We start from the raw sequence: 17,988 nt of genomic DNA, 5'->3' as shown, positions 1-17,988 counted from the left end.
TGTGTTAGTTTCCCACATATCGAATGGGTTCGGAGCCCCCGATTGTTAGCCAAATTTAATGTCGGCAGACCTCGGTATCCGGATAGAACTTGACGAACCGGCGGCATGGCGACCCTCATGCCGGACCGGCCAACCAACGGGAATTCGACCATGTCGGACCTAGACCGTAACTACGCTTCTCCTTTCGGCAGGGCCGCCGGGCGTGTTGACGCCGCGACGGTCGACGCCGGCCTGCGCGCCTACATGCTGCGCATCTACAATTACATGAGCATTGGCCTCGCCATCACCGGCCTGGCCGCGCTCGGTGTCTACATGGCTGCCGTGACCGACGTTCCGACGCCGGAAGCCGTCCGTGTCGGCAAGCTGTTCCTGACCCCGTTCGGCTACGCGATGTTCGTCAGCCCCCTGAAGTGGCTGTTCATGCTCGCGCCGCTCGCGATGGTGTTCGTGATCTCGGCGGGCATCAACCGTCTTGCCCCCTCGACCGCCCAGATCCTGTTCTGGGTGTTCTCGGCGCTGATGGGCATCTCGCTGTCGTCGATCTTCCTGGTGTTCACCCACACCTCGATCGTGCGGGTGTTCTTCATCACCGCGGCGACCTTCGGTGCACTGAGCCTCTACGGCTACACCACCAAGCGTGACCTGACCGGCATGGGCTCGTTCCTGTTCATGGGCCTGATCGGCATCATCATCGCGAGCCTGGTGAACCTGTTCCTGGCGAGCTCGATGCTGCAGTTCATCGTGTCGGTGGTCGGCGTGCTGGTGTTCGCGGGCCTCACCGCCTGGGACACCCAGCGGCTGAAGAACGACTACATCTACGGCTACGCCTCGGCCGGCGGTGACATCGCAGAGCGTGCGGCCATCACCGGCGCACTGTCGCTGTACCTGAACTTCATCAACCTGTTCACGCTGCTGCTGCAGCTCCTCGGCCAGCGCGACTAAGCGCCAGACCCGAGAGAACGGACACGAACCCCGGCCGAGAGGCCGGGGTTTTTGTTTGGGGGCGGTGGTCTCTCCTCGTCATTGCGAGGAGCCCTTGCGACGAAGCAATCCAGAGTCCCTCCGCGGACGCATCTCTGGATTGCTTCGCTGCGCTCGCAATGACGGGTGTAGAGACAGCCGGGCCCCTTCCAGCACCAGCGGGAAGGCTCTAATCTCGCCCCCATGTCCGCACCTGAAATCAGGCCCACGCTTGAGGCCGACCTTTCCGCCATCACCGCCATCTACCAGCAGGCCGTCCGCGAGGGCACCGCGACGTTTGAGCTGGATCCGCCCGACCTAGCCGAGATGACGCGCCGTTACCGCGCGCTGATCGACGGCGGCTATCCCTATTTCGTCGCCGTGCTCGACGGCCGCATCGCCGGCTATGCCTATGCCGGCGCCTACCGGCCACGGCCGGCCTATCGCTTCACGGTCGAGAACTCGATCTACCTCGATCCGAGTTTCCACCGCCGCGGCATCGGCTCGCTGCTGCTGGACCGGCTGATCACCGAATGCGAGGCGCGCGGCTTCCGCCAGATGATCGCCGTGATCGGCGATTCCGCCAATGCCGGCTCGATCGGCGTGCACACCCGGGGCGGCTTCAAGATGATCGGCACCCATCCCAATGTCGGGCTGAAGTTCGGCCGCTGGCTGGACACGGTGATGATGCAGCGCGACCTCGGCGAGGGCGCGAAGACGGTGCCGACAAGGTAGGTCTCGTAGGGTGGGCAAAGCGATAGCGTGCCCACCATTCGCGGCGATAGAGAAAGGACGTGGGCACGGCGCTTTGCGCCTTTGCCCACCCTACGGCACCGGTCGTGCTGCTAGACCACCGCCAGCTTGCGGTCGATCACCAGCAGCACGCGCTCGAGCTCGTGGCCGCGGCGCAGGATCAGGCCGGTTGCCGAGATCACGCTGTACATGCCCTGCTTGCGCGCGAGGCGCGGGTCCTTCTCGATGCGGTAGATCGGCACTTCCGAGGCGCGGCGATAGACCGAGAACACCGCGCGGTCCTTCAGGAAGTCGATAGCATAGTCGCGCCACTCGCCGTCGGCGACCATGCGGCCGTAGAGATTGAGAATACGGTGCAGCTCGAGCCGGTTGAACGTCACCCGGTTCGGCTGCGCATTCGCCGCGACGGGCCGCGCCGCCGCGCGCTGCTCGCTCGGATCGGCATCCTCCGTCGTCAGGCTCATGGGCGCCTCCTCATCGCACACAGCATGACCGCGCCCGCGAAACCGTCCCCGGAACCGCGGATCATGACAATCACATGATTGCGCCAACCGCTCCGCGCCGCAAGGGCTCTTGCGAATCCGGGACAGAGCTCTGGGCTCAACCGGCCTGATGGGGTACGAATCCGCCCACACGCAAAAGTGGAACTTTGTCGCGGCAAAGCGTCACGGGATCGTTAGCAGGAATCATACTGTCGCCGCTTTTCCGCCAAGCGCCCGCCGCCCTGCACTGCGAAAAGATTCGAGTGCGTTGGCCCGGTCCTTTCGGTTCCGGATTCCTCAGCCCCCAGCCCCCCGGGGTCGAACAGGATCGGGTCTGTACGCGCGACAAGGAGGGCCAACGCAAGTTGGTCCTTTTTTGTTTGGGTCGGATTGTTTCTGACGCGCTGTCATTCCGGGGCGCGCCGCTTGGCGCGAGCCCGGAATCCATTTCTCAGCTCGGATTGTGGATCGATGGATTCTCAGGTGCGCAATTGCGCACCATAGCTCGCGCTTCGCGCGCCCCGGAATGACGGGAGACAAGATCTCCTGAGACGATCTCGCGCATACTCTCGCTCTCCACATGACGAGTTGGTGCGAGTGCGACGCTAGAGAGAATCAGTGCAGCGACGTGTACGCCGCGCCCAGCATCGGGCCGGGCTTGTCGCGGCTGCCGTCCTGGACATAGACCACCGCGCCGTCGACGCCGTCGCGCGCGAGGTTCTCGAGCGGCACGGTCCAGCTTTCCGAGCGACCGGTCCAGTCGCCGACCTTGAGCAAATTGCGCACCACGTTGTGATAGGTGATCTGCTGTCCGCGATTTTCGCCGCGGCCGATCGAGATCGGCACCGATTTGGCGACCGAGCAGATCCAGACCTCGCCATGCGAGACCGCCGGCTCCTTGCTCGCGGCCACCGACACGTTGATCTGCTTGCCCGAGAGCGACATCGTCACCGGCACGCTCATCACGCCACCGCTCTTGTCGGTCTTGCCGATCGCATTCTCGATGCCGGCACGATCGCTGCCGATGACGTGCGCCGAGCCGTTGACGACGACCTGCGGCGTGTAGACCTCGCGGTCGCCGCGCATGCGCGAATAGGCACGCTGCCGCGCCGAGAAACGCGAATCCGCCAGCGTGTCCTTCCAGCCGAGATAGTCCCAATAATCGATCGGCATGCTCAGCGCGATGATCGAGGGGTCGCTGGCGAGATCGCCGATGATCTTGTCGGCGGGCGGGCACGACGAGCAGCCCTGCGAGGTAAACAATTCGACAACGGCGCGCGGATCGGCGTGCGCGGGACGGATGATGGCGACGATGGCGCAGATGCTGAGCGCTCCCGACCAGAATGCACCGGACCAGCGCGAAGCCAGATTAGAAGCCATCATTGTCGTCATGTCGAACGTCACACATCGTCAGTCGTTAGGGGAAACTTATCGCCTGAAGGTCACCGTAATCTTACGGGGCGCGGCAGATTCAACCGTCCTGGGCGGGATTTCCGCCGGGCGGGCCCATCTGAAGCATGCCGCAAACGCGCGAAGGCGGCCCTGTGATAGGCCGCCTTCGTTTAACCTTCTACTCACGTCGCGGTGAGCCACTGTTCACAAATTCGCGCTTAGGCCGCGAGCTTGCGCAGCACGTAGTGCAGGATGCCGCCGTTCCGGTAATAGTCGAGCTCGTCCAGCGTATCGATGCGGCAGAGCAGCGAAACGCGCTGCAACGAACCGTCGCCGGAGACGATCTCGGCGGTCAGCTTCTGGCGCGGCTTGAGGTCGCCGACGAGGCCACGCAGCGTGACCTTCTCGTCGCCCTTCAGACCCAGCGACTGCCACGAGGTGCCTTCCTCGAAGGTCAGCGGCAGCACGCCCATGCCGACCAGGTTGGAGCGATGGATGCGCTCGAAGCTCTGGCAGATCACGGCGCGCACACCGAGCAGACGCGTGCCCTTCGCGGCCCAGTCGCGCGAGGAGCCGTTGCCGTATTCGGCACCGGCGAACACGACGAGCGGCACCTGCTCCTGCTGGTACTTCATCGCGGCGTCGTAGATCGACATCTGCTCGCCGTCGGGCCAGTGCTTGGTGAGACCGCCTTCCGGAATGTTGCCGTCAGCGCCCTTCAGCATGAAGTTCTTGATGCGGATGTTGGCGAAGGTGCCGCGCATCATGACTTCATGGTTGCCGCGGCGCGTGCCGTACTGGTTGAAATCGGCCGGGCGCACCTGGTGCTCGCTGAGATATTTGCCGGCGGGCGAGGTGAGCTTGATCGAACCGGCCGGCGAGATGTGGTCGGTGGTGATCTTGTCGCCGAACATGGCGAGGATGCGCGCCTCGACGATGTCGGTGACCGGCTCCGGCTCCTTCTTCATGCCATCGAAATAGGGCGGGTTCTGCACATAGGTCGAAGACATGTTCCAGCGATAGGTCTCGCTCTCGGCGGTCTTGATCTTGCGCCAGTTGGTGTCGCCCTTGAACACGTCGGCATACTTCTTCTTGAAGATCGAGGCGGTCACGAACTTCTTCATGAAGGCGTTGATTTCCTTCGAGGTCGGCCAGATGTCCTTGAGGTAAACCGGCTTGCCGTCCTTGCCTTCGCCGAGCGGCTCGACCGCGAGGTTCTTGGTGACGCTGCCGGCGAGCGCATGCGCGACGACCAGCGGCGGCGAAGCCAGATAGTTCGCCTGCACGTCCGGCGACACGCGGCCTTCGAAGTTGCGGTTACCGGAGAGCACGGCCGCGGCGACGATGCCGTTCTCGTTGATCGACTTCGAGATCTCCTCCGGCAGCGGACCGGAATTGCCGATGCAGGTGGTGCAGCCGAAGCCGACGAGGTTGAAGCCGACCTTGTCGAGATCGGCCTGCAGACCGGAATCGGCGAGATAGCCCGCGACCACCTGGCTGCCCGGGGCGAGCGAGGTCTTCACCCACGGCTTGGCCTTGAGGCCCTTTGCGGCCGCGTTGCGCGCCAGCAGTCCCGCGCCGATCAAGACGCTCGGGTTCGAGGTGTTGGTGCAGGAGGTGATGGCGGCGATGACGACGTCGCCATGGCCGATCTCGTATTTCTTGCCTTCGACGGCAAAGCGCTTGTTGGGCTCCTCGGCCTTCTTGTACTCGGTGCCGAGCGCGAGCGAGAAGCCCTCTGCGACCGACGGCAGCGCGATGCGGCCTTCGGGACGCTTCGGGCCGGCCATCGACGGCACGACATCGGCGAGGTCGAGCGTCAGCGTTTCCGTGAACACCGGATCGGCCGACTTGGCGGTGCGGAACAGGCCCTGCGCCTTGGCATAGGCCTGCACCAGCGCGACGCGCGCGGGCGCGCGGCCGGAGGTCTTGAGGTAGTCGATCGCGGCGGCGTCGACCGGGAAGAAGCCGCAGGTCGCGCCGTATTCGGGCGCCATGTTGGCGATCGTCGCCTTGTCGGCGACCGAGAGATTGTCGAGACCGGGGCCGAAGAACTCGACGAACTTGCCGACGACGCCGAGCTTGCGCAGCATCTGCGTCACGGTCAGCACGAGGTCGGTCGCGGTGACGCCTTCCTTCATCGCGCCCTTCAGCTTGAAGCCGACGACGTTCGGCAGCAGCATCGACAGCGGCTGTCCGAGCATGCAGGCTTCCGCCTCGATGCCGCCGACGCCCCAGCCGAGCACGGCGAGACCGTTGACCATGGTGGTGTGGGAGTCGGTGCCGACCAGCGAGTCGGGATAGGCGACCTCGAAGGTGCCGGTCTTCTTGCCGACCGTCATCTTCTCCTTCTTGGTCCAGACCGTCTGGGAGAGATATTCGAGATTGACCTGATGGCAGATGCCGGTGCCGGGCGGCACGACGGAGAAGTTCGAGAACGCCTTCTGGCCCCACTTCAGGAACTCGTAGCGCTCCTGGTTCTGCTTGTACTCTTCCGTGACGTTCTTGGCGAAAGCCTTGTTGTCGCCGAAGAAGTTCACGATCACGGAGTGGTCGATGACGAGATCGACCGGCACCAAGGGGTTGATCTTCTCGGCATCGCCGCCAAGCTTCTGCATCGCGTTGCGCATCGCGGCGAGGTCGACGACGGCCGGGACGCCGGTGAAGTCCTGCATCAGCACGCGGGCCGGGCGGAACGCGATCTCATGCTCCAGCGACTTCTTGCGCAGCCACTTCGACACCGCGACGATGTCTTCCTTCTTGACCGAGCGGCCGTCCTCATTGCGCAGGAGATTCTCGAGCAGGACCTTCATCGAATAGGGGAGTTTCGAAATTCCCTTCAGACCATTCTTCTCGGCCGTGGGCAGGCTGTAATAGACATAGGTCTTGGCGCCGACCTTGAGGGTCTTTTTGCATTTGAAGCTGTCGAGCGAGGTCATGTAGGAAATCCCAATTGTCAGTTATACCCGGCAGGGTATTTTAACACCGTCAGCATAGCAGGCTGGGTCGCTTGCAGGGGCAGGTTGAGTTGCTGCATCAAGTAGTTCCGGGCTTATAGAAGCTTTCTAACCGCGCCGCCACAGCCACAATCGAACCCAGCAAGTCGCGAGCCAAAAATTCTGATGCGCTACCCCAAGTTTTCCTGAGGCCCGACGGTGGACGGGTTGATACCAGGCAAGATGCAGCTGTCCGGGCGAGAGGTCACCTGCGTGCGCGGCGGCCGCGAGGTGTTTGCCGGGCTCGATTTCGAGGCCGTCTCCGGCGAAGCCGTGGCGGTGGTCGGCCGCAACGGCTCGGGCAAGACCTCGCTGCTGCGGCTGATCGCCGGCCTGCTCGTTCCGGCCGGCGGCACGATCGTACTGGACGGGGGCGACGCCGACATGACGCTGGCCGAGCAGTGCCACTATCTCGGCCATCGCGACGCCCTGAAGCCTGCGCTGAGCGTGGCTGAAAATCTGTCATTCTGGGCTGATTTCCTGGGCGGCGAGCGCGGTGACGCCGCTGAAAGCCTTGCCATTGTCGGCCTCGACCACGCCACCCACCTGCCCGCCGCGTTCCTCTCCGCCGGCCAGCGCCGCCGGCTCTCGCTGGCCCGGCTGCTGACGGTCCGTCGGCCAATCTGGCTGCTGGACGAGCCGACCAATGCGCTGGATGTCGCCGGCCAGGAGATGTTCGGGGGGCTGATGCGGGAGCATCTGGGGCACGGCGGGATGATCATCGCAGCGACCCATGCGCCGCTCGGGATCGAATCGCGGGAGCTGCGGATCGGGGGGATGGCGTGAAATCGAAGCACCCTCAGTTTTCCGAGCGGCCGGGCGCTGCTCTCTGCATTCCCTCCGCCCTTGCGGGGGAGGGTCAGGGAGAGGGGTGCCGCACGGCAAGACCTCTCGGTTCAAGCGTCGGGAAAGCAGGTGCATTGCTGTTTGCAATCCGCCCCTCAAAGGCACCGCGCCCGGAGCTACCCCTCTCCCCCGCCCTCCCCCGCAAGGGGGGAGGGAGCGCGGTTTGCCGGGAGCGCGAGCCGGGCTCCCATGGCCGCCTCGCGGGAGGCCCCCCATGACCGCCCTCTCCGCCCTGATCCGCCGGGACATCAGGATCGCGCTCCGCGTCGGCGGCGGGGCGCTGATCGGCGTGCTGTTCTTCCTGACCGTCGTCGTGCTGATGCCGTTCGCGGTGGGACCCGATCTGGCGCTGCTGTCGCGGCTCGGGCCCGCGATCCTGTGGCTTGGCGCACTGCTGGCGAGCCTTTTGACGCTTGACCGGCTGTTCATGGCCGATCACGAGGACGGCTCGCTCGACCTGATCACCATGAGCCGGACCCCGCTGGAACTCGCCTGCGCGGCTAAGGCGCTGGCGCATTGGCTAGCGGCGGGGCTGCCGCTGATTGTCGCAACCCCCGTGCTTGGCCTGTTGCTCAATCTCGACATGGTCGCCACCGCTGCGGTGGCGCTGACGCTGCTGGCAGGCACTCCGGCCCTCACTTTCACCGGCATGATCGGCGCGGCACTGGCGGTGACGCTGCACCGGGGCGGGCTCCTGATGGCGGTGCTGGTGCTGCCGCTGTCTATCCCAGTGCTGATTTTCGGCGTTGCGGCCTCGCAGGCCGTGATCGTCGGCCCCATGACGTTCGGCGCGCCGTTCTCGATCCTGTGCGCGCTGTCGCTGGTCAGCCTCGTGATCGGCCCGTTCGCGGCGGCGGCAAGCCTGCGGCACGGGCTCGACTGACCATGGCTCGGCCGTCCTTGACCCCGATCAACTTTCGCTGCGCGCTTTTATGCTGATTGCGTGAGCGCTGACCTGTGATTAATCAAAAGACCATGACGCTGATCGACCTCGCCAATCCGACACGGTTCCTCGCGCTGACCGCGCGGCTGCTGCCGTGGCTTGCGGCCGCGACCGTCATCCTGCTCGCGATCGGCCTCTATCAATCGGCGCTCGCACCCGACGATTATCAGCAGGGTGCGACCGTCAAGATCATGTTCATCCACGTGCCCAATGCCTGGCTGTCGATGTTCGTGTGGGGCGTGATGAGCATCGCTTCGCTCGGCACGCTGGTGTGGCGGCATCCGCTCGCCGACGTCGCCGCGAAGGCGGCAGCGCCCATCGGCGCCAGCTTCACCTTCCTCGCGCTGCTGACGGGCTCGCTGTGGGGCCGGCCGATGTGGGGCACCTATTGGGAATGGGACGCGCGGCTGACCTCGGTGCTGATCCTGTTCCTGATGTATCTCGGCCTGATGGCGCTGTGGCGCGCGGTCGACGATCCCTCGCGCGCGGCGCGCGCCGCCGCCGTGCTGACGCTGGTCGGCGCGATCAATCTGCCGATCATCAAGTTCTCCGTGGACTGGTGGAACACGCTGCACCAGCCGGCCTCGGTGATGCGCATGGGCGGCTCGACGCTCGACAAGTCGTTCCTGGTCCCGCTGCTGGTGATGGCGATCGCGTTCACGTTGCTGTTCGTCACGCTGCATCTGGCCGCCATGCGCAACGAGATTTTACGCCGACGTGTCCGCTCGCTGCAGATGATGCAGGCAAGCCGCATCGCGTTTTCAACCGAAATGGGCACCGGTTCGCGTGAAGAAAACGCGTCAAAAGGGGCCGCATGACGATGTCGCTTGGTCCCTATGCGTCCTTCATCGTGACGTCCTATGCCGCCGTGGCTCTCGTGGTCGCAATCCTGGTCGGCTGGATCGTGCTCGACTATCGCAGCCAGACCGAGCGCCTGCGCGAGCTTGACCGCAGCGGCGTCACGCGCCGCTCGGGCCGCAGCGCGACGGATCGATCATGAGCGAACAATCGACACCCGCGGCACCGCAGCGCCGCACCTTCCTGATGGTGCTGCCGCTGCTCGCCTTCATAGCGCTTGCGCTCCTGTTCTGGTTCCGGCTCGGCAGCGGCGATCCCTCGCGAATCCCCTCCGCGCTGATCGGTCGTCCGGCGCCGCAGACCACGCTGCCGCCGCTCGAGGGACTACAGACCGGCAATGCGCAGGTGCCGGGGCTCGATCCTGCCGCATTCAAGGGCAAGGTCAGCCTCGTCAATGTCTGGGCGTCCTGGTGCGTGCCGTGCCACGACGAGGCGCCGCTGCTGACCGAACTGGCAAAAGACAAGCGCTTCGAGCTCGTCGGCATCAACTACAAGGACAGCGCCGACAACGCGCGGCGTTTCCTGGGGCGCTACGGCAACCCGTTCGGCCGCGTCGGCGTCGACGCCAACGGCCGCGCCTCGATCGAATGGGGTGTCTACGGCGTGCCGGAGACCTTTGTCGTCGGCCGCGAGGGCACGATCGTCTACAAGCTGGTCGGGCCGATCACGCCGGACAATCTGCGGACGGTGCTGTTGCCGCAGATGGAGAAGGCGTTGAAGGCGGGATCTTAGCCAAGACCGTCACCCCTTCCTCACATCCCCCGCCTCAGCCTCGCTCGCCTCCAGCGAGGCCGGCTCGATGCCGTAGCGCTTGGTCAGCGGCATCTGGGCGATGGCGAAGATCATCGTGATCGTGGTCACCCCGAACACCTTGAAGTTCACCCAGAAGTCCGTGCTCTGGGTGCGCCAGACGATCTCGTTCAGCACCGCCATGCCGGCGAAGAACAGCGCCCAGCGCAGCGTGAGGATGCGCCAGCCCTGCGGCGTCAGATTGAACATCTGGTCGAACATCACGGCGATGAAGGAGCGGCCGAACAGGAGGCCGCCGCCGAGGATCGCGGCGAACAGGCCATAGATGATGGTCGGCTTGACCTTGATGAAGGTCTCGTCATGCAGCACCAGGGTCAGCGTCCCGAACACCAGCACGATGACGCCGGTGACAACCGCCATGATCGGGATGTGACGCGTCACCACATAGGACGCGATCATCGCCGCGACGATCGCGACCATGAAGGCGCCGGTGGCGGCGAACAAATTGAACTTCGCATTGACGAAGAAGAACACGAGCAGCGGACCGAGCTCGGTGGCAAGCTTGAACAGCGGATGCGGCTGGGTCTTGTCCATTACCTGACCTTTGTTGCTGTCATGCCCCGCCTTGTGCGCAATTGCGCACTGGGGGCGGGGCATCCAGTACACCGCGCCGCTCGTTGCAGACCACAGGCGCCTCGGAATACTGGATCCCCCGCCTTCGCGGGGGATGACGAAAGAAAACCTATGACTCGATTCCGGCGATCGCGCGGGCGAAATCGCGCGCTGTGAAGGCGGCGAGATCGTCGACGCCCTCGCCGACGCCGATGAAATGCACCGGCAGTTTGAATTTCTCCGCGAGCGCCACCAGGATGCCGCCACGCGCGGTGCCGTCGAGCTTGGTCATCACGAGGCCGGTGACCCCGGCGGTGCGATGGAAGGCCTCGACCTGCGACAGCGCGTTCTGGCCCACGGTGGCGTCCAGCACAAGCAGCACGGCATGCGGCGCAGTGTCATCCACCTTGCGGATCACGCGCACGACCTTTTCGAGCTCGTTCATCAGCTCGGCCTTGTTCTGGAGCCGGCCGGCGGTGTCGATCAGGAGCACGTCGATGCCCTGCTCCTTCGCCGCCGTCAGCGCGTTGAAGGCAAGACTCGCCGAATCTGAGCCCTGCGCGCCGGCGATGACCGGCGTTTTGGTGCGCTCGCCCCAGACCTTGAGCTGCTCGATGGCGGCAGCGCGAAACGTATCGCCGGCGGCCAGCATCACCTTGCGGCCTTCGGAGGCGAATTTTTGCGAGAGTTTTCCGATGGTCGTGGTCTTGCCGGAGCCGTTGACGCCGACGACGAGAATGACGAACGGCTTTTTCGCCGTATCGATCACAAGGGGTTTTGCGACCGGCGCCAGCACCTTCTCGACCTCGGTCGCGACGACGTCCTTGACCTCGTCCGCCGAGATCGCCTTGTCGTAGCGCCCGGTGCCGACCGCGTCCGCGATCCGCACCGCGACCGAAGTGCCGAGGTCGGCGCGCAGCAGCACGTCCTCGATGTCGTCGAGCATGGCGCGGTCAAGCTTCCGCTTGGTGACGAGATCGGCGACCGCGGTCCCGAGCGAGGACGAGGTGCGCTTCAGCCCGTTGGACAGGCGGCGCCACCAGCTCAGCTTGGGGGGATCTGACGTGGTATCGTTCATGGTTCTCGTGCCGCCGATTTGAAGTTCCTACTCTCTTGCCGCAAGTCCGGTTAGGAACTTCAAATCGAAGAGCGGCACGAGAAAATATTGTTGCCAGTGCGGCCCTGGATTTGGCATTCGCTTCGCATTTCGCGGCTGCCGCTGAGCGAATGCCAAATCCACCGCACTGGTGGTGTGTTAGCCGTTCCGGCTGCCAAACGAAAGTCTTGACCGAAAGTCCTGCGATTGCTCGATGTTCCCCAATTGACCGCCGACGAGATCCTGGCCCGTGTGCTCCACCGCGACGGCCTGATGCTGGTGATCGACAAGCCGGCCGGCCTTCCCGTGCATCGCGGGCCCAAGGGCGGCCCCAATCTGGAGGATTCCTTCGATGCGCTCCGGTTCGGCCTGCCGCGGCCGCCGGTGCTGGCCCACCGGCTGGACAAGGACACCTCCGGCTGCCTCGTGCTCGGCCGCCATCGCAAGGCGACCGCGTCGCTCGGCCTGCTGTTCAAACACGGCAAGATCGGCAAGACCTACTGGACGGTGGTCGAGGGCGGCCCTGCCGAGGACGAAGGCACGATCGACTTAGCCCTCGGCCGGCTCAATGCCGAGCGCGGCTGGTGGCAGAAGCCCGACCCTGAAGGCCAGAAGGCCGTCACTAACTGGAAGGTGATGGGGCGGGGCGACGGTTTCACCTGGCTCGTCATGGAACCGGTGACCGGGCGGACCCACCAATTGCGGGTGCATTCGGCCGCATCCGGCTGGCCGATCTTCGGCGATAACATTTACGGCAACGGCCCGCGCTTCGGCGAGCCGAAGCTGCACCTGCATTCCCGCGAGATCGTGGTGCCGATCTCCCGGAACAAGGAGCCGGTCCGCGTGGTCGCGCCGGCCCCGCCGCACATGCATGAGAAGCTCAGGGCGTGCGGGTGGAATGGGGAGTAGCAGCGGTGCCGTTCACCTCTCCCGCTTGCGGGAGAGGTCGCGCCGAAGGCGCGGGTGAGGGCTTTCTCCTCTTGGGGGTTCTCGATTGTGGAGACACCCTCTCCCCAGCCCTCCCCCGCAAGCGGGGGAGGGAGCGCACCGCATTCGCGGCGGCGGCTCGCCAACGCCAACCGCTCCCGCCCCATGGTTTACGAAACCTTCAGCGCTCGCCTCTAATGATAGCGGTTGCTTAGAACAAGCTTCCGTCAATCCGCTCAGGACGAGCTGCGCGTCATGTCCAAGGCCGAACTATCGATCATCGACGAGGTCGAATCCGCGATTCGGATGGGCTCGGCGGAAAAGGGCCTGGAAACCGCCCGGCGCGTCACCGATCTGTTCCTCTCTTCCGCCGGCAGCTTTGACGACGAGCAGATCGCGCTGTTCGACGATGTGCTCGAGCGCCTGATCGGCACCATCGAGCTGCGCGCCATCGCCGACATCGGCGCGCGCGTTGCCTTGGCCGAGATCAGCGCGCAGCTCGCGCCGATCGCGCAGGCGCCGCCCTCCGTCATCCGCCGCCTCGCCAACAATGACGAGATCCGCATCGCCGGCCCCGTGCTGCAAGAATCCGCACGCCTCGACGACGGCGAGCTCGTGAAGATCGCCTCCAGCAAGGGCGAGCCGCATCTGCTCGCGGTCGCCGGGCGCTGGTGGCTGAAGGAGATCGTCACCGACGCGCTGCTGGCGCGGCGTTATCCCAGCGTCAGCCGGCGCCTCGCGACCAATCCGGGCGCGCGCGTCTCAGGCAACGGATTTGCCCTCATCGTCGGACAGGCCGAGAGCGATCCCGAGCTCGCCGTCAGTGTCGGCGTCCGCGTCGATCTGCCGTCGGACCTGCGCCGGCAATTGCTGCGCTCGGCAACGGATGCGGTGCGCACCCGCCTGTTGTCGCGCGCGCCGCCACATCTGTTCGAGGAAATCCAGGGCGCGATCACGGCCGTCACGGTCGGCGTCGAGCGCGAGATGTCTGCAGTCCGCGATTTCGAAGGCGCCAAGCGCGCGATCGCCAGTCTCAAGGCCGCCGGCCAGCTCAACGAGGCGACGCTGCTCGGCTTCGCCATGCAACGGCGCTATGAGGAGACCGTCGCGGCTCTGGCCGCGCTGTCCGGCTCGACCGTCGAGGTGATTCGCCCGCTGATGCAGAGCCTGCGCGACGACGGCCTGCTGGTGCCGTGCAAGGCCGCGCAGCTCCGCTGGGAAACCACGGCCGCCGTGCTCGAAAGCCGTTACGCCACCGGCGCGATGAAGCCGGCCGACATAGTCAGAGCGCAAGGGCATTTTGCGCGGATGACGCCGGAGAACGCGCGGCGGACGCTCAGGTTCTGGCAGGTCAGGGCGCAGTAAGGCGTGCCATTCGCCAAATTGACGGTGTCATCACCCGCGAAAGCGGGTGATCCAGTATTCCAGAGACGATTATGGAATACGAAGAGGCCGCGGCGTACTGGGTCGCCCGGTCAAGCCGGGCGACGACACTGATTACGTGGTCAGCCGCTCGCCATCGCTGCCGGCAATCATCAGCTGCACGACGCTGCCCACACGTCCGCCCGCAATCGCCACCGGCAGATAGTGCTCCGTGCGTCCCTGCCCGTCACTCTCGATCAGCACATCGCGCGTCGCGCCGATCTCGGCTTGCAGCCGCTGCCGTAGCGCCACCTCACCGGCCGCCCGCAACCGCTTCGCGCGCTGCTTGATCGCGCCACCCGCGACCTGCGGCATGCGCGCGGCCGGCGTGCCGGGGCGCGGCGAATAGGGGAAGACGTGCAGGAATGTCAGGCCGCACTCCTCGACCAGATCGAGCGAGCGCAAAAACATCTCCTCGGTCTCGGTCGGGAATCCCGCGATGATGTCGGCACCCAACGCGATATCCGGGCGGAGGCGGCGGACCTGGTCGCAGAACGTGATCGCTTGCTTCCGCGAATGCCGCCGCTTCATGCGCTTCAGGATCATGTCGTCACCGGATTGCAGCGACAGATGCAGGTGCGGCATCAGCCGCGCATCGTCAGCGATGGCATCCAGCAGATCGGCGTCCGCTTCGATCGAATCGATCGAGGAGATACGCAGGCGGTTGAGCTCGGGCACATGCCGCAGGATCTGCTTGGTCAGCATCCCGAGCTTCGGCGCGCCGGGCAGGTCAGTGCCGTAGCTGGTGAGATCGACGCCGGTCAGCACGATCTCGGCATGACCGCGCTCCACCAGCGTCCGCACCTGATCGACCACCGCGCCCATCGGCACCGAACGCGAATTGCCGCGGCCATAGGGGATGATGCAGAAGGTGCAGCGATGGTCGCAGCCGTTCTGAACCTGCACGAACACGCGCGGCAGGCCGCGCGCAAAGCCGTCGATCAGATGCGGCGCCATCTCCTTGACCGCCATGATGTCGCTGACGGCGATCTTCTCGCTGGCGCCAAGGTCGAAAGCGTTGCGCGCCTCGCGCCACGCTTCGCCGCGCAGCTTGTCGTCATTGCCGACGACGCGGTCGACCTCGGCCATGTCGGCGAACATCGCGCTTTGCGTCTGCGCCGCGCAGCCGGTGACGACGATGCGCGCCGAAGGCCGCTCGCGCCTCAGCTTGCGGATCGACTGGCGCGCCTGCGCCACGGCCTCATTGGTGACGGCGCAGCTATTGATGACGATGGTGTCTTCGAGCCCCGCGCCCTCGGCCTCGCGGCGGATCACCTCGGCCTCGAAGGCGTTGAGGCGGCAGCCGAAGCTGACGACGTCGACGGCCATTACCCGACCGGCGCGAACAGCGCCGGATCGAAATTGCCTTCGTATTCGAAGGTCGCCGTGCCGGTCATCAGCACATGATCGTCGCGCTCGCGCCATTCGATGCCGAGCTTGCCGCCGGGCAGCGTGATCTCGACATTGCGCTCGGCGCGCTTCAGCCGCGCAGCCGCGACCGCAGTCGCACAGGCCGCCGAACCGCAGGCCCGGGTCAGGCCTGCGCCGCGCTCCCAGGTGCGGATCGTGATGTGCTGGGGATCGACGATATGCGCCAGCGTGATGTTGGCGCGCTCGGGGAAGATCGGATGATTTTCCAGCAGCGGACCGAAGCGGCCGAGGTCGTAGGCGTTGACGTCGTCGACCCAGAACACCGCGTGCGGATTGCCCATGCTCACGGCCGAGGGCGAATGCAGGATCGGATTGTCGATCGGCCCGATCTGCAATTCGATGTAGCGGGTATCGCGAAACTCCTCAGCCAGCGGAATGTCCTGCCAGCCGAACTTCGGCGCGCCCATGTCGACGGTGTAGAGATCGGGCGCCGGACCCTGCCAGGCATTGAGCAGGCCGGCCGCGGTCTCGAACGTCGCCGTGGTCTGGCCGGTCCTCTCGAAAATCCGCCGCACCACGCAACGCATGCCGTTGCCGCAGGCGCCGGCCTCGGAGCCGTCATTGTTGTAGATGCGGATGAAGGCCTCGGTGCCGTCGAGCCGCGGCTTCTGCAGCACCATGAGCTGGTCGTAGGGCACGCCGCCTTGAGCGGACGCCACCGCGCGGGCGTCGTCCGGCGTCACGGGCGAGGCAGAATCGCGCATGTCGACAACGACGATCTCGTTGCCGATGCCGTTCATCTTGGCAAATGCGTGGTTGGCCAGCGCGCTCATGAAAATTCCCGAATTTCGCCTGCCTTATATGGCGATCCTTGCCGGCTTGGCCAGTCATTTGGCGGCGACCGAGGGTGTCTGCCAAGGTGAACTGCCAAGGTGAGCTGCCATGACGCATCTGTCATGGGACGAATTCGGCGCTCGCGTGTTAGAACGGCGCGACTCGCGCGGGGAGGGACGCGCGGGCGGGCGCAAGGATGGATTTAGGCCTTGGTGTACAAGGTCTTGGGGAGAGTAAAATGATCAGCTTTCGTCGTCTCGCTCTGGCCGCGCTGATCCCGGCGGCGGCCATGTCGATTGGCCTGTCCGGCGCCCTGGCGCAGACCCCGAGCCCGGCACCAGCCGCATCAGCAAGCCCTTCGCCGGCCCCGTCGGCATCGCCCGCCCCGGCCGCAAGCGCTTCGCCCGCGCCAGCGGCAAGCCCGGCGCCGGCCGCGAGCGCCTCACCGGCACCTGCAGCTACGCCTTCGCCCGCAGCCAGCGCCTCACCCAGCCCGGCAGCCCCGCCGCCCGCAGCCGCGGCCACGCCCGCCCCGGTGCAGACCGCCGACCCGTTCGGCCAGGAGACCACGCTCGAGGCCAAGAAGGTCGTGATGGTCAAGGGCACTGCCAATTGGGACTCGGCCTTCGACACCCTGATCGACGCCTTCAAGGCGCTGAACACGCTGTTGGACAAGCAGGGCATCAAGCCATCAGGCAATTCGATGATCGTCTACACCTCGACCGACGACACCGGCTTCACCTTCCTCGCCGAGATTCCGGTCGAGCAGGATCCGAAGAACCTGTCCAAGGACATGAGCATCGGCAAGTCGCCGGAGGGCAAGGCGCTGAAATTCGTCCATCGCGGCTCCTACGACAACATGGACAACACCTACGAGGCGATCACCAATCACCTCGACGACAAGAAGCTGGAAGCCAAGGACACCTTCATCGAGGAGTACCTCACCGATCCCCTGAAGACGGCCGAGGACAAGCTCGTGATCAACGTGTTCGTGCCATTGAAGTGAGAGAGATGAAGAAGCCTGCCGTACTCGCTGCCGCTTTCGCCGCCACGCTGCTGGCAACGCCTGCCCTCGCCGATGATTTTCCCTCCGCCATTACGGTGAGCGGCGAAGCCAATGTTTCCGCAGCGCCGGACCTTGCGCAGATCGATGCCGGCGTCGCCAATGACGCCAAGACGGCGAAAGAGGCCTCCGACGCCAACAACGCCGCGATGGGCAAGGTGCTGCTGGCGCTGAAGGGCGCCGGCATCGCCGAGAAGGATTACCAGACCTCGCGGCTGTCGCTGCAGCCGCAATACGGCCAGAACAAATCCACCGGCGCCTCTCCTGTCGTCGGCTTCCGCGCCAGTAACCGCGTCACCGTGAAAATTCGCGACGTGACCAAGGTCGCCGGCATCATCGACACGCTGGTTGGCGCCGGCGCCAACGACATAGGCAACATCTCGTTCGAGGTGACGCAGGCGTCAAAACTGCTCGACGATGCGCGCGAGCAGGCGGTGGCCGATGCGCGCCGCAAGGCCGAGATCTACGCCAAGGCCACCGGCGTGACGCTGGGCGCGCCGCTCAGTGTATCCGAGGGTGGCGGCCCGGTGCCGCTGTTCAAGGCGCGGATGGCGACAGCGCCAATGGCTGCGCCTGCTGCGGTCGCGCCGGGCGAGGAGACGCTGTCGGTGACGGTGAATGTGAGCTGGGCGATCAAGCAGGGGCAGTAAGACGGGGCTTCGTAAGAGGCACATCGCCGCAAC

At 65.3% G+C, this 17,988-nt stretch carries 18 protein-coding genes; 11 read left to right on the top strand and 7 right to left on the bottom strand.

Annotated elements, in window-relative coordinates; all coding sequences use genetic code 11:
- The first annotated feature begins 150 nt into the window (after nt 1-150).
- Complete coding sequence (locus AAFG16_RS00920; RefSeq protein WP_025575992.1) at nt 151-942, top strand: Bax inhibitor-1/YccA family protein; 792 nt, start codon at nt 151-153, stop codon at nt 940-942.
- Nucleotides 943-1,164: 222 nt separating this feature from the next.
- On the top strand, nt 1,165-1,695 hold the full coding sequence (locus AAFG16_RS00915) for an N-acetyltransferase family protein (protein ID WP_342736576.1): 531 nt from the start codon (nt 1,165-1,167) through the stop codon (nt 1,693-1,695).
- Between the two features lie 110 nt (nt 1,696-1,805).
- Here AAFG16_RS00915 and AAFG16_RS00910 read toward each other — a convergent pair whose 3' ends face one another.
- The 3 genes from AAFG16_RS00910 to acnA form a co-directional block, all read right to left on the bottom strand.
- Nucleotides 1,806-2,177, bottom strand: coding sequence for a DUF2794 domain-containing protein (locus tag AAFG16_RS00910; protein ID WP_283083133.1), 372 nt, complete (start codon nt 2,175-2,177; stop codon nt 1,806-1,808).
- A 633-nt stretch (nt 2,178-2,810) separates the two neighbouring features.
- Complete coding sequence (locus AAFG16_RS00905; protein ID WP_342736574.1) at nt 2,811-3,587, bottom strand: DUF1223 domain-containing protein; 777 nt, start codon at nt 3,585-3,587, stop codon at nt 2,811-2,813.
- 218 nt (nt 3,588-3,805) lie between these two features.
- Complete coding sequence (gene acnA, locus AAFG16_RS00900; RefSeq protein WP_342736572.1) at nt 3,806-6,526, bottom strand: aconitate hydratase AcnA; 2,721 nt, start codon at nt 6,524-6,526, stop codon at nt 3,806-3,808.
- A 240-nt stretch (nt 6,527-6,766) separates the two neighbouring features.
- Between acnA and ccmA the strand changes: the two genes are divergently transcribed.
- The 5 genes from ccmA (at nt 6,767) to AAFG16_RS00875 (ending at nt 9,962) form a co-directional block, all read left to right on the top strand.
- Nucleotides 6,767-7,369 (top strand): heme ABC exporter ATP-binding protein CcmA, encoded by a 603-nt coding sequence (gene ccmA, locus AAFG16_RS00895; protein WP_342736570.1) that lies wholly within the window; start codon nt 6,767-6,769, stop codon nt 7,367-7,369.
- A gap of 274 nt (nt 7,370-7,643) precedes the next feature.
- The gene (gene ccmB, locus AAFG16_RS00890; RefSeq protein ID WP_063198473.1) at nt 7,644-8,312 is read left to right on the top strand and encodes a heme exporter protein CcmB; all 669 of its coding nucleotides are present in this window, start codon (nt 7,644-7,646) and stop codon (nt 8,310-8,312) included.
- Between the two features lie 92 nt (nt 8,313-8,404).
- A complete protein-coding gene (locus AAFG16_RS00885; protein WP_283083129.1) occupies nt 8,405-9,190 on the top strand; it encodes a heme ABC transporter permease in 786 nt (261 codons plus the stop codon).
- On the top strand, nt 9,187-9,372 hold the full coding sequence (ccmD, locus tag AAFG16_RS00880; protein WP_342736566.1) for a heme exporter protein CcmD: 186 nt from the start codon (nt 9,187-9,189) through the stop codon (nt 9,370-9,372). The genes AAFG16_RS00885 and ccmD overlap by 4 nt, the downstream gene beginning before the upstream one ends.
- Nucleotides 9,369-9,962 (top strand): DsbE family thiol:disulfide interchange protein, encoded by a 594-nt coding sequence (locus AAFG16_RS00875; RefSeq protein WP_342736564.1) that lies wholly within the window; start codon nt 9,369-9,371, stop codon nt 9,960-9,962. The genes ccmD and AAFG16_RS00875 overlap by 4 nt, the downstream gene beginning before the upstream one ends.
- Nucleotides 9,963-9,971: 9 nt before the next feature.
- On the opposite strand, the gene AAFG16_RS00870 is transcribed toward AAFG16_RS00875, so the two are convergent.
- Both AAFG16_RS00870 and ftsY read right to left on the bottom strand, forming a co-directional pair.
- Nucleotides 9,972-10,574, bottom strand: coding sequence for a septation protein A (locus AAFG16_RS00870; RefSeq protein WP_283083126.1), 603 nt, complete (start codon nt 10,572-10,574; stop codon nt 9,972-9,974).
- 148 nt (nt 10,575-10,722) lie between these two features.
- Entirely contained in the window at nt 10,723-11,670 is a 948-nt protein-coding gene (gene ftsY, locus AAFG16_RS00865; RefSeq protein ID WP_342736562.1) for a signal recognition particle-docking protein FtsY, read from the bottom strand.
- 225 nt (nt 11,671-11,895) lie between these two features.
- On the opposite strand from ftsY, the gene AAFG16_RS00860 reads away from it, so the two are divergent.
- Both AAFG16_RS00860 and AAFG16_RS00855 read left to right on the top strand, forming a co-directional pair.
- On the top strand, nt 11,896-12,597 hold the full coding sequence (locus AAFG16_RS00860) for an RNA pseudouridine synthase (RefSeq protein ID WP_342736560.1): 702 nt from the start codon (nt 11,896-11,898) through the stop codon (nt 12,595-12,597).
- Between the two features lie 273 nt (nt 12,598-12,870).
- Entirely contained in the window at nt 12,871-13,980 is a 1,110-nt protein-coding gene (locus AAFG16_RS00855) for a DUF2336 domain-containing protein (protein ID WP_342736558.1), read from the top strand.
- A 132-nt stretch (nt 13,981-14,112) separates the two neighbouring features.
- On the opposite strand, the gene mtaB is transcribed toward AAFG16_RS00855, so the two are convergent.
- Together mtaB and dapF are read right to left on the bottom strand one after the other, a co-directional pair.
- Nucleotides 14,113-15,366 (bottom strand): tRNA (N(6)-L-threonylcarbamoyladenosine(37)-C(2))-methylthiotransferase MtaB, encoded by a 1,254-nt coding sequence (mtaB, locus tag AAFG16_RS00850; RefSeq protein WP_342736556.1) that lies wholly within the window; start codon nt 15,364-15,366, stop codon nt 14,113-14,115.
- Nucleotides 15,366-16,241, bottom strand: coding sequence for a diaminopimelate epimerase (dapF, locus tag AAFG16_RS00845; RefSeq protein WP_283083121.1), 876 nt, complete (start codon nt 16,239-16,241; stop codon nt 15,366-15,368). Before dapF ends, mtaB begins: the two co-directional genes overlap by 1 nt.
- 239 nt (nt 16,242-16,480) lie before the next feature.
- Between dapF and AAFG16_RS00840 the strand changes: the two genes are divergently transcribed.
- Nucleotides 16,481-17,248: a GyrI-like domain-containing protein gene (locus tag AAFG16_RS00840; RefSeq protein WP_283083120.1), complete on the top strand. Its 768-nt coding sequence runs from the start codon at nt 16,481-16,483 to the stop codon at nt 17,246-17,248.
- Nucleotides 17,249-17,253: 5 nt separating this feature from the next.
- Nucleotides 17,254-17,955 carry an SIMPL domain-containing protein gene (locus tag AAFG16_RS00835; protein ID WP_342736554.1) on the top strand — a complete coding sequence of 234 codons (702 nt, stop codon included), beginning with the start codon at nt 17,254-17,256 and terminating at the stop codon, nt 17,953-17,955.
- The last annotated feature ends 33 nt before the right edge of the window (nt 17,956-17,988 follow it).

The organism is Bradyrhizobium sp. B117, assembly GCF_038969555.1.
Lineage (GTDB): Bacteria > Pseudomonadota > Alphaproteobacteria > Rhizobiales > Xanthobacteraceae > Bradyrhizobium.
Note: the sequence above shows the minus strand (reverse complement) of the source record. Positions and strands in the feature narration are given on the sequence as shown.

Coding starts and splice junctions, on each gene's coding strand:
- AAFG16_RS00920 (WP_025575992.1), top strand. CDS start 151: ATGTCGGACCTAGACCGTAACTACGCTTCTCCTTTCGGCAGGGCCGCC.
- AAFG16_RS00915 (WP_342736576.1), top strand. CDS start 1,165: ATGTCCGCACCTGAAATCAGGCCCACGCTTGAGGCCGACCTTTCCGCC.
- AAFG16_RS00910 (WP_283083133.1), bottom strand. CDS start 2,177: ATGAGCCTGACGACGGAGGATGCCGATCCGAGCGAGCAGCGCGCGGCG.
- AAFG16_RS00905 (WP_342736574.1), bottom strand. CDS start 3,587: ATGACGACAATGATGGCTTCTAATCTGGCTTCGCGCTGGTCCGGTGCA.
- acnA (WP_342736572.1), bottom strand. CDS start 6,526: ATGACCTCGCTCGACAGCTTCAAATGCAAAAAGACCCTCAAGGTCGGC.
- ccmA (WP_342736570.1), top strand. CDS start 6,767: ATGCAGCTGTCCGGGCGAGAGGTCACCTGCGTGCGCGGCGGCCGCGAG.
- ccmB (WP_063198473.1), top strand. CDS start 7,644: ATGACCGCCCTCTCCGCCCTGATCCGCCGGGACATCAGGATCGCGCTC.
- AAFG16_RS00885 (WP_283083129.1), top strand. CDS start 8,405: ATGACGCTGATCGACCTCGCCAATCCGACACGGTTCCTCGCGCTGACC.
- ccmD (WP_342736566.1), top strand. CDS start 9,187: ATGACGATGTCGCTTGGTCCCTATGCGTCCTTCATCGTGACGTCCTAT.
- AAFG16_RS00875 (WP_342736564.1), top strand. CDS start 9,369: ATGAGCGAACAATCGACACCCGCGGCACCGCAGCGCCGCACCTTCCTG.
- AAFG16_RS00870 (WP_283083126.1), bottom strand. CDS start 10,574: ATGGACAAGACCCAGCCGCATCCGCTGTTCAAGCTTGCCACCGAGCTC.
- ftsY (WP_342736562.1), bottom strand. CDS start 11,670: ATGAACGATACCACGTCAGATCCCCCCAAGCTGAGCTGGTGGCGCCGC.
- AAFG16_RS00855 (WP_342736558.1), top strand. CDS start 12,871: ATGTCCAAGGCCGAACTATCGATCATCGACGAGGTCGAATCCGCGATT.
- mtaB (WP_342736556.1), bottom strand. CDS start 15,366: ATGGCCGTCGACGTCGTCAGCTTCGGCTGCCGCCTCAACGCCTTCGAG.
- dapF (WP_283083121.1), bottom strand. CDS start 16,241: ATGAGCGCGCTGGCCAACCACGCATTTGCCAAGATGAACGGCATCGGC.
- AAFG16_RS00840 (WP_283083120.1), top strand. CDS start 16,481: ATGATCAGCTTTCGTCGTCTCGCTCTGGCCGCGCTGATCCCGGCGGCG.
- AAFG16_RS00835 (WP_342736554.1), top strand. CDS start 17,254: ATGAAGAAGCCTGCCGTACTCGCTGCCGCTTTCGCCGCCACGCTGCTG.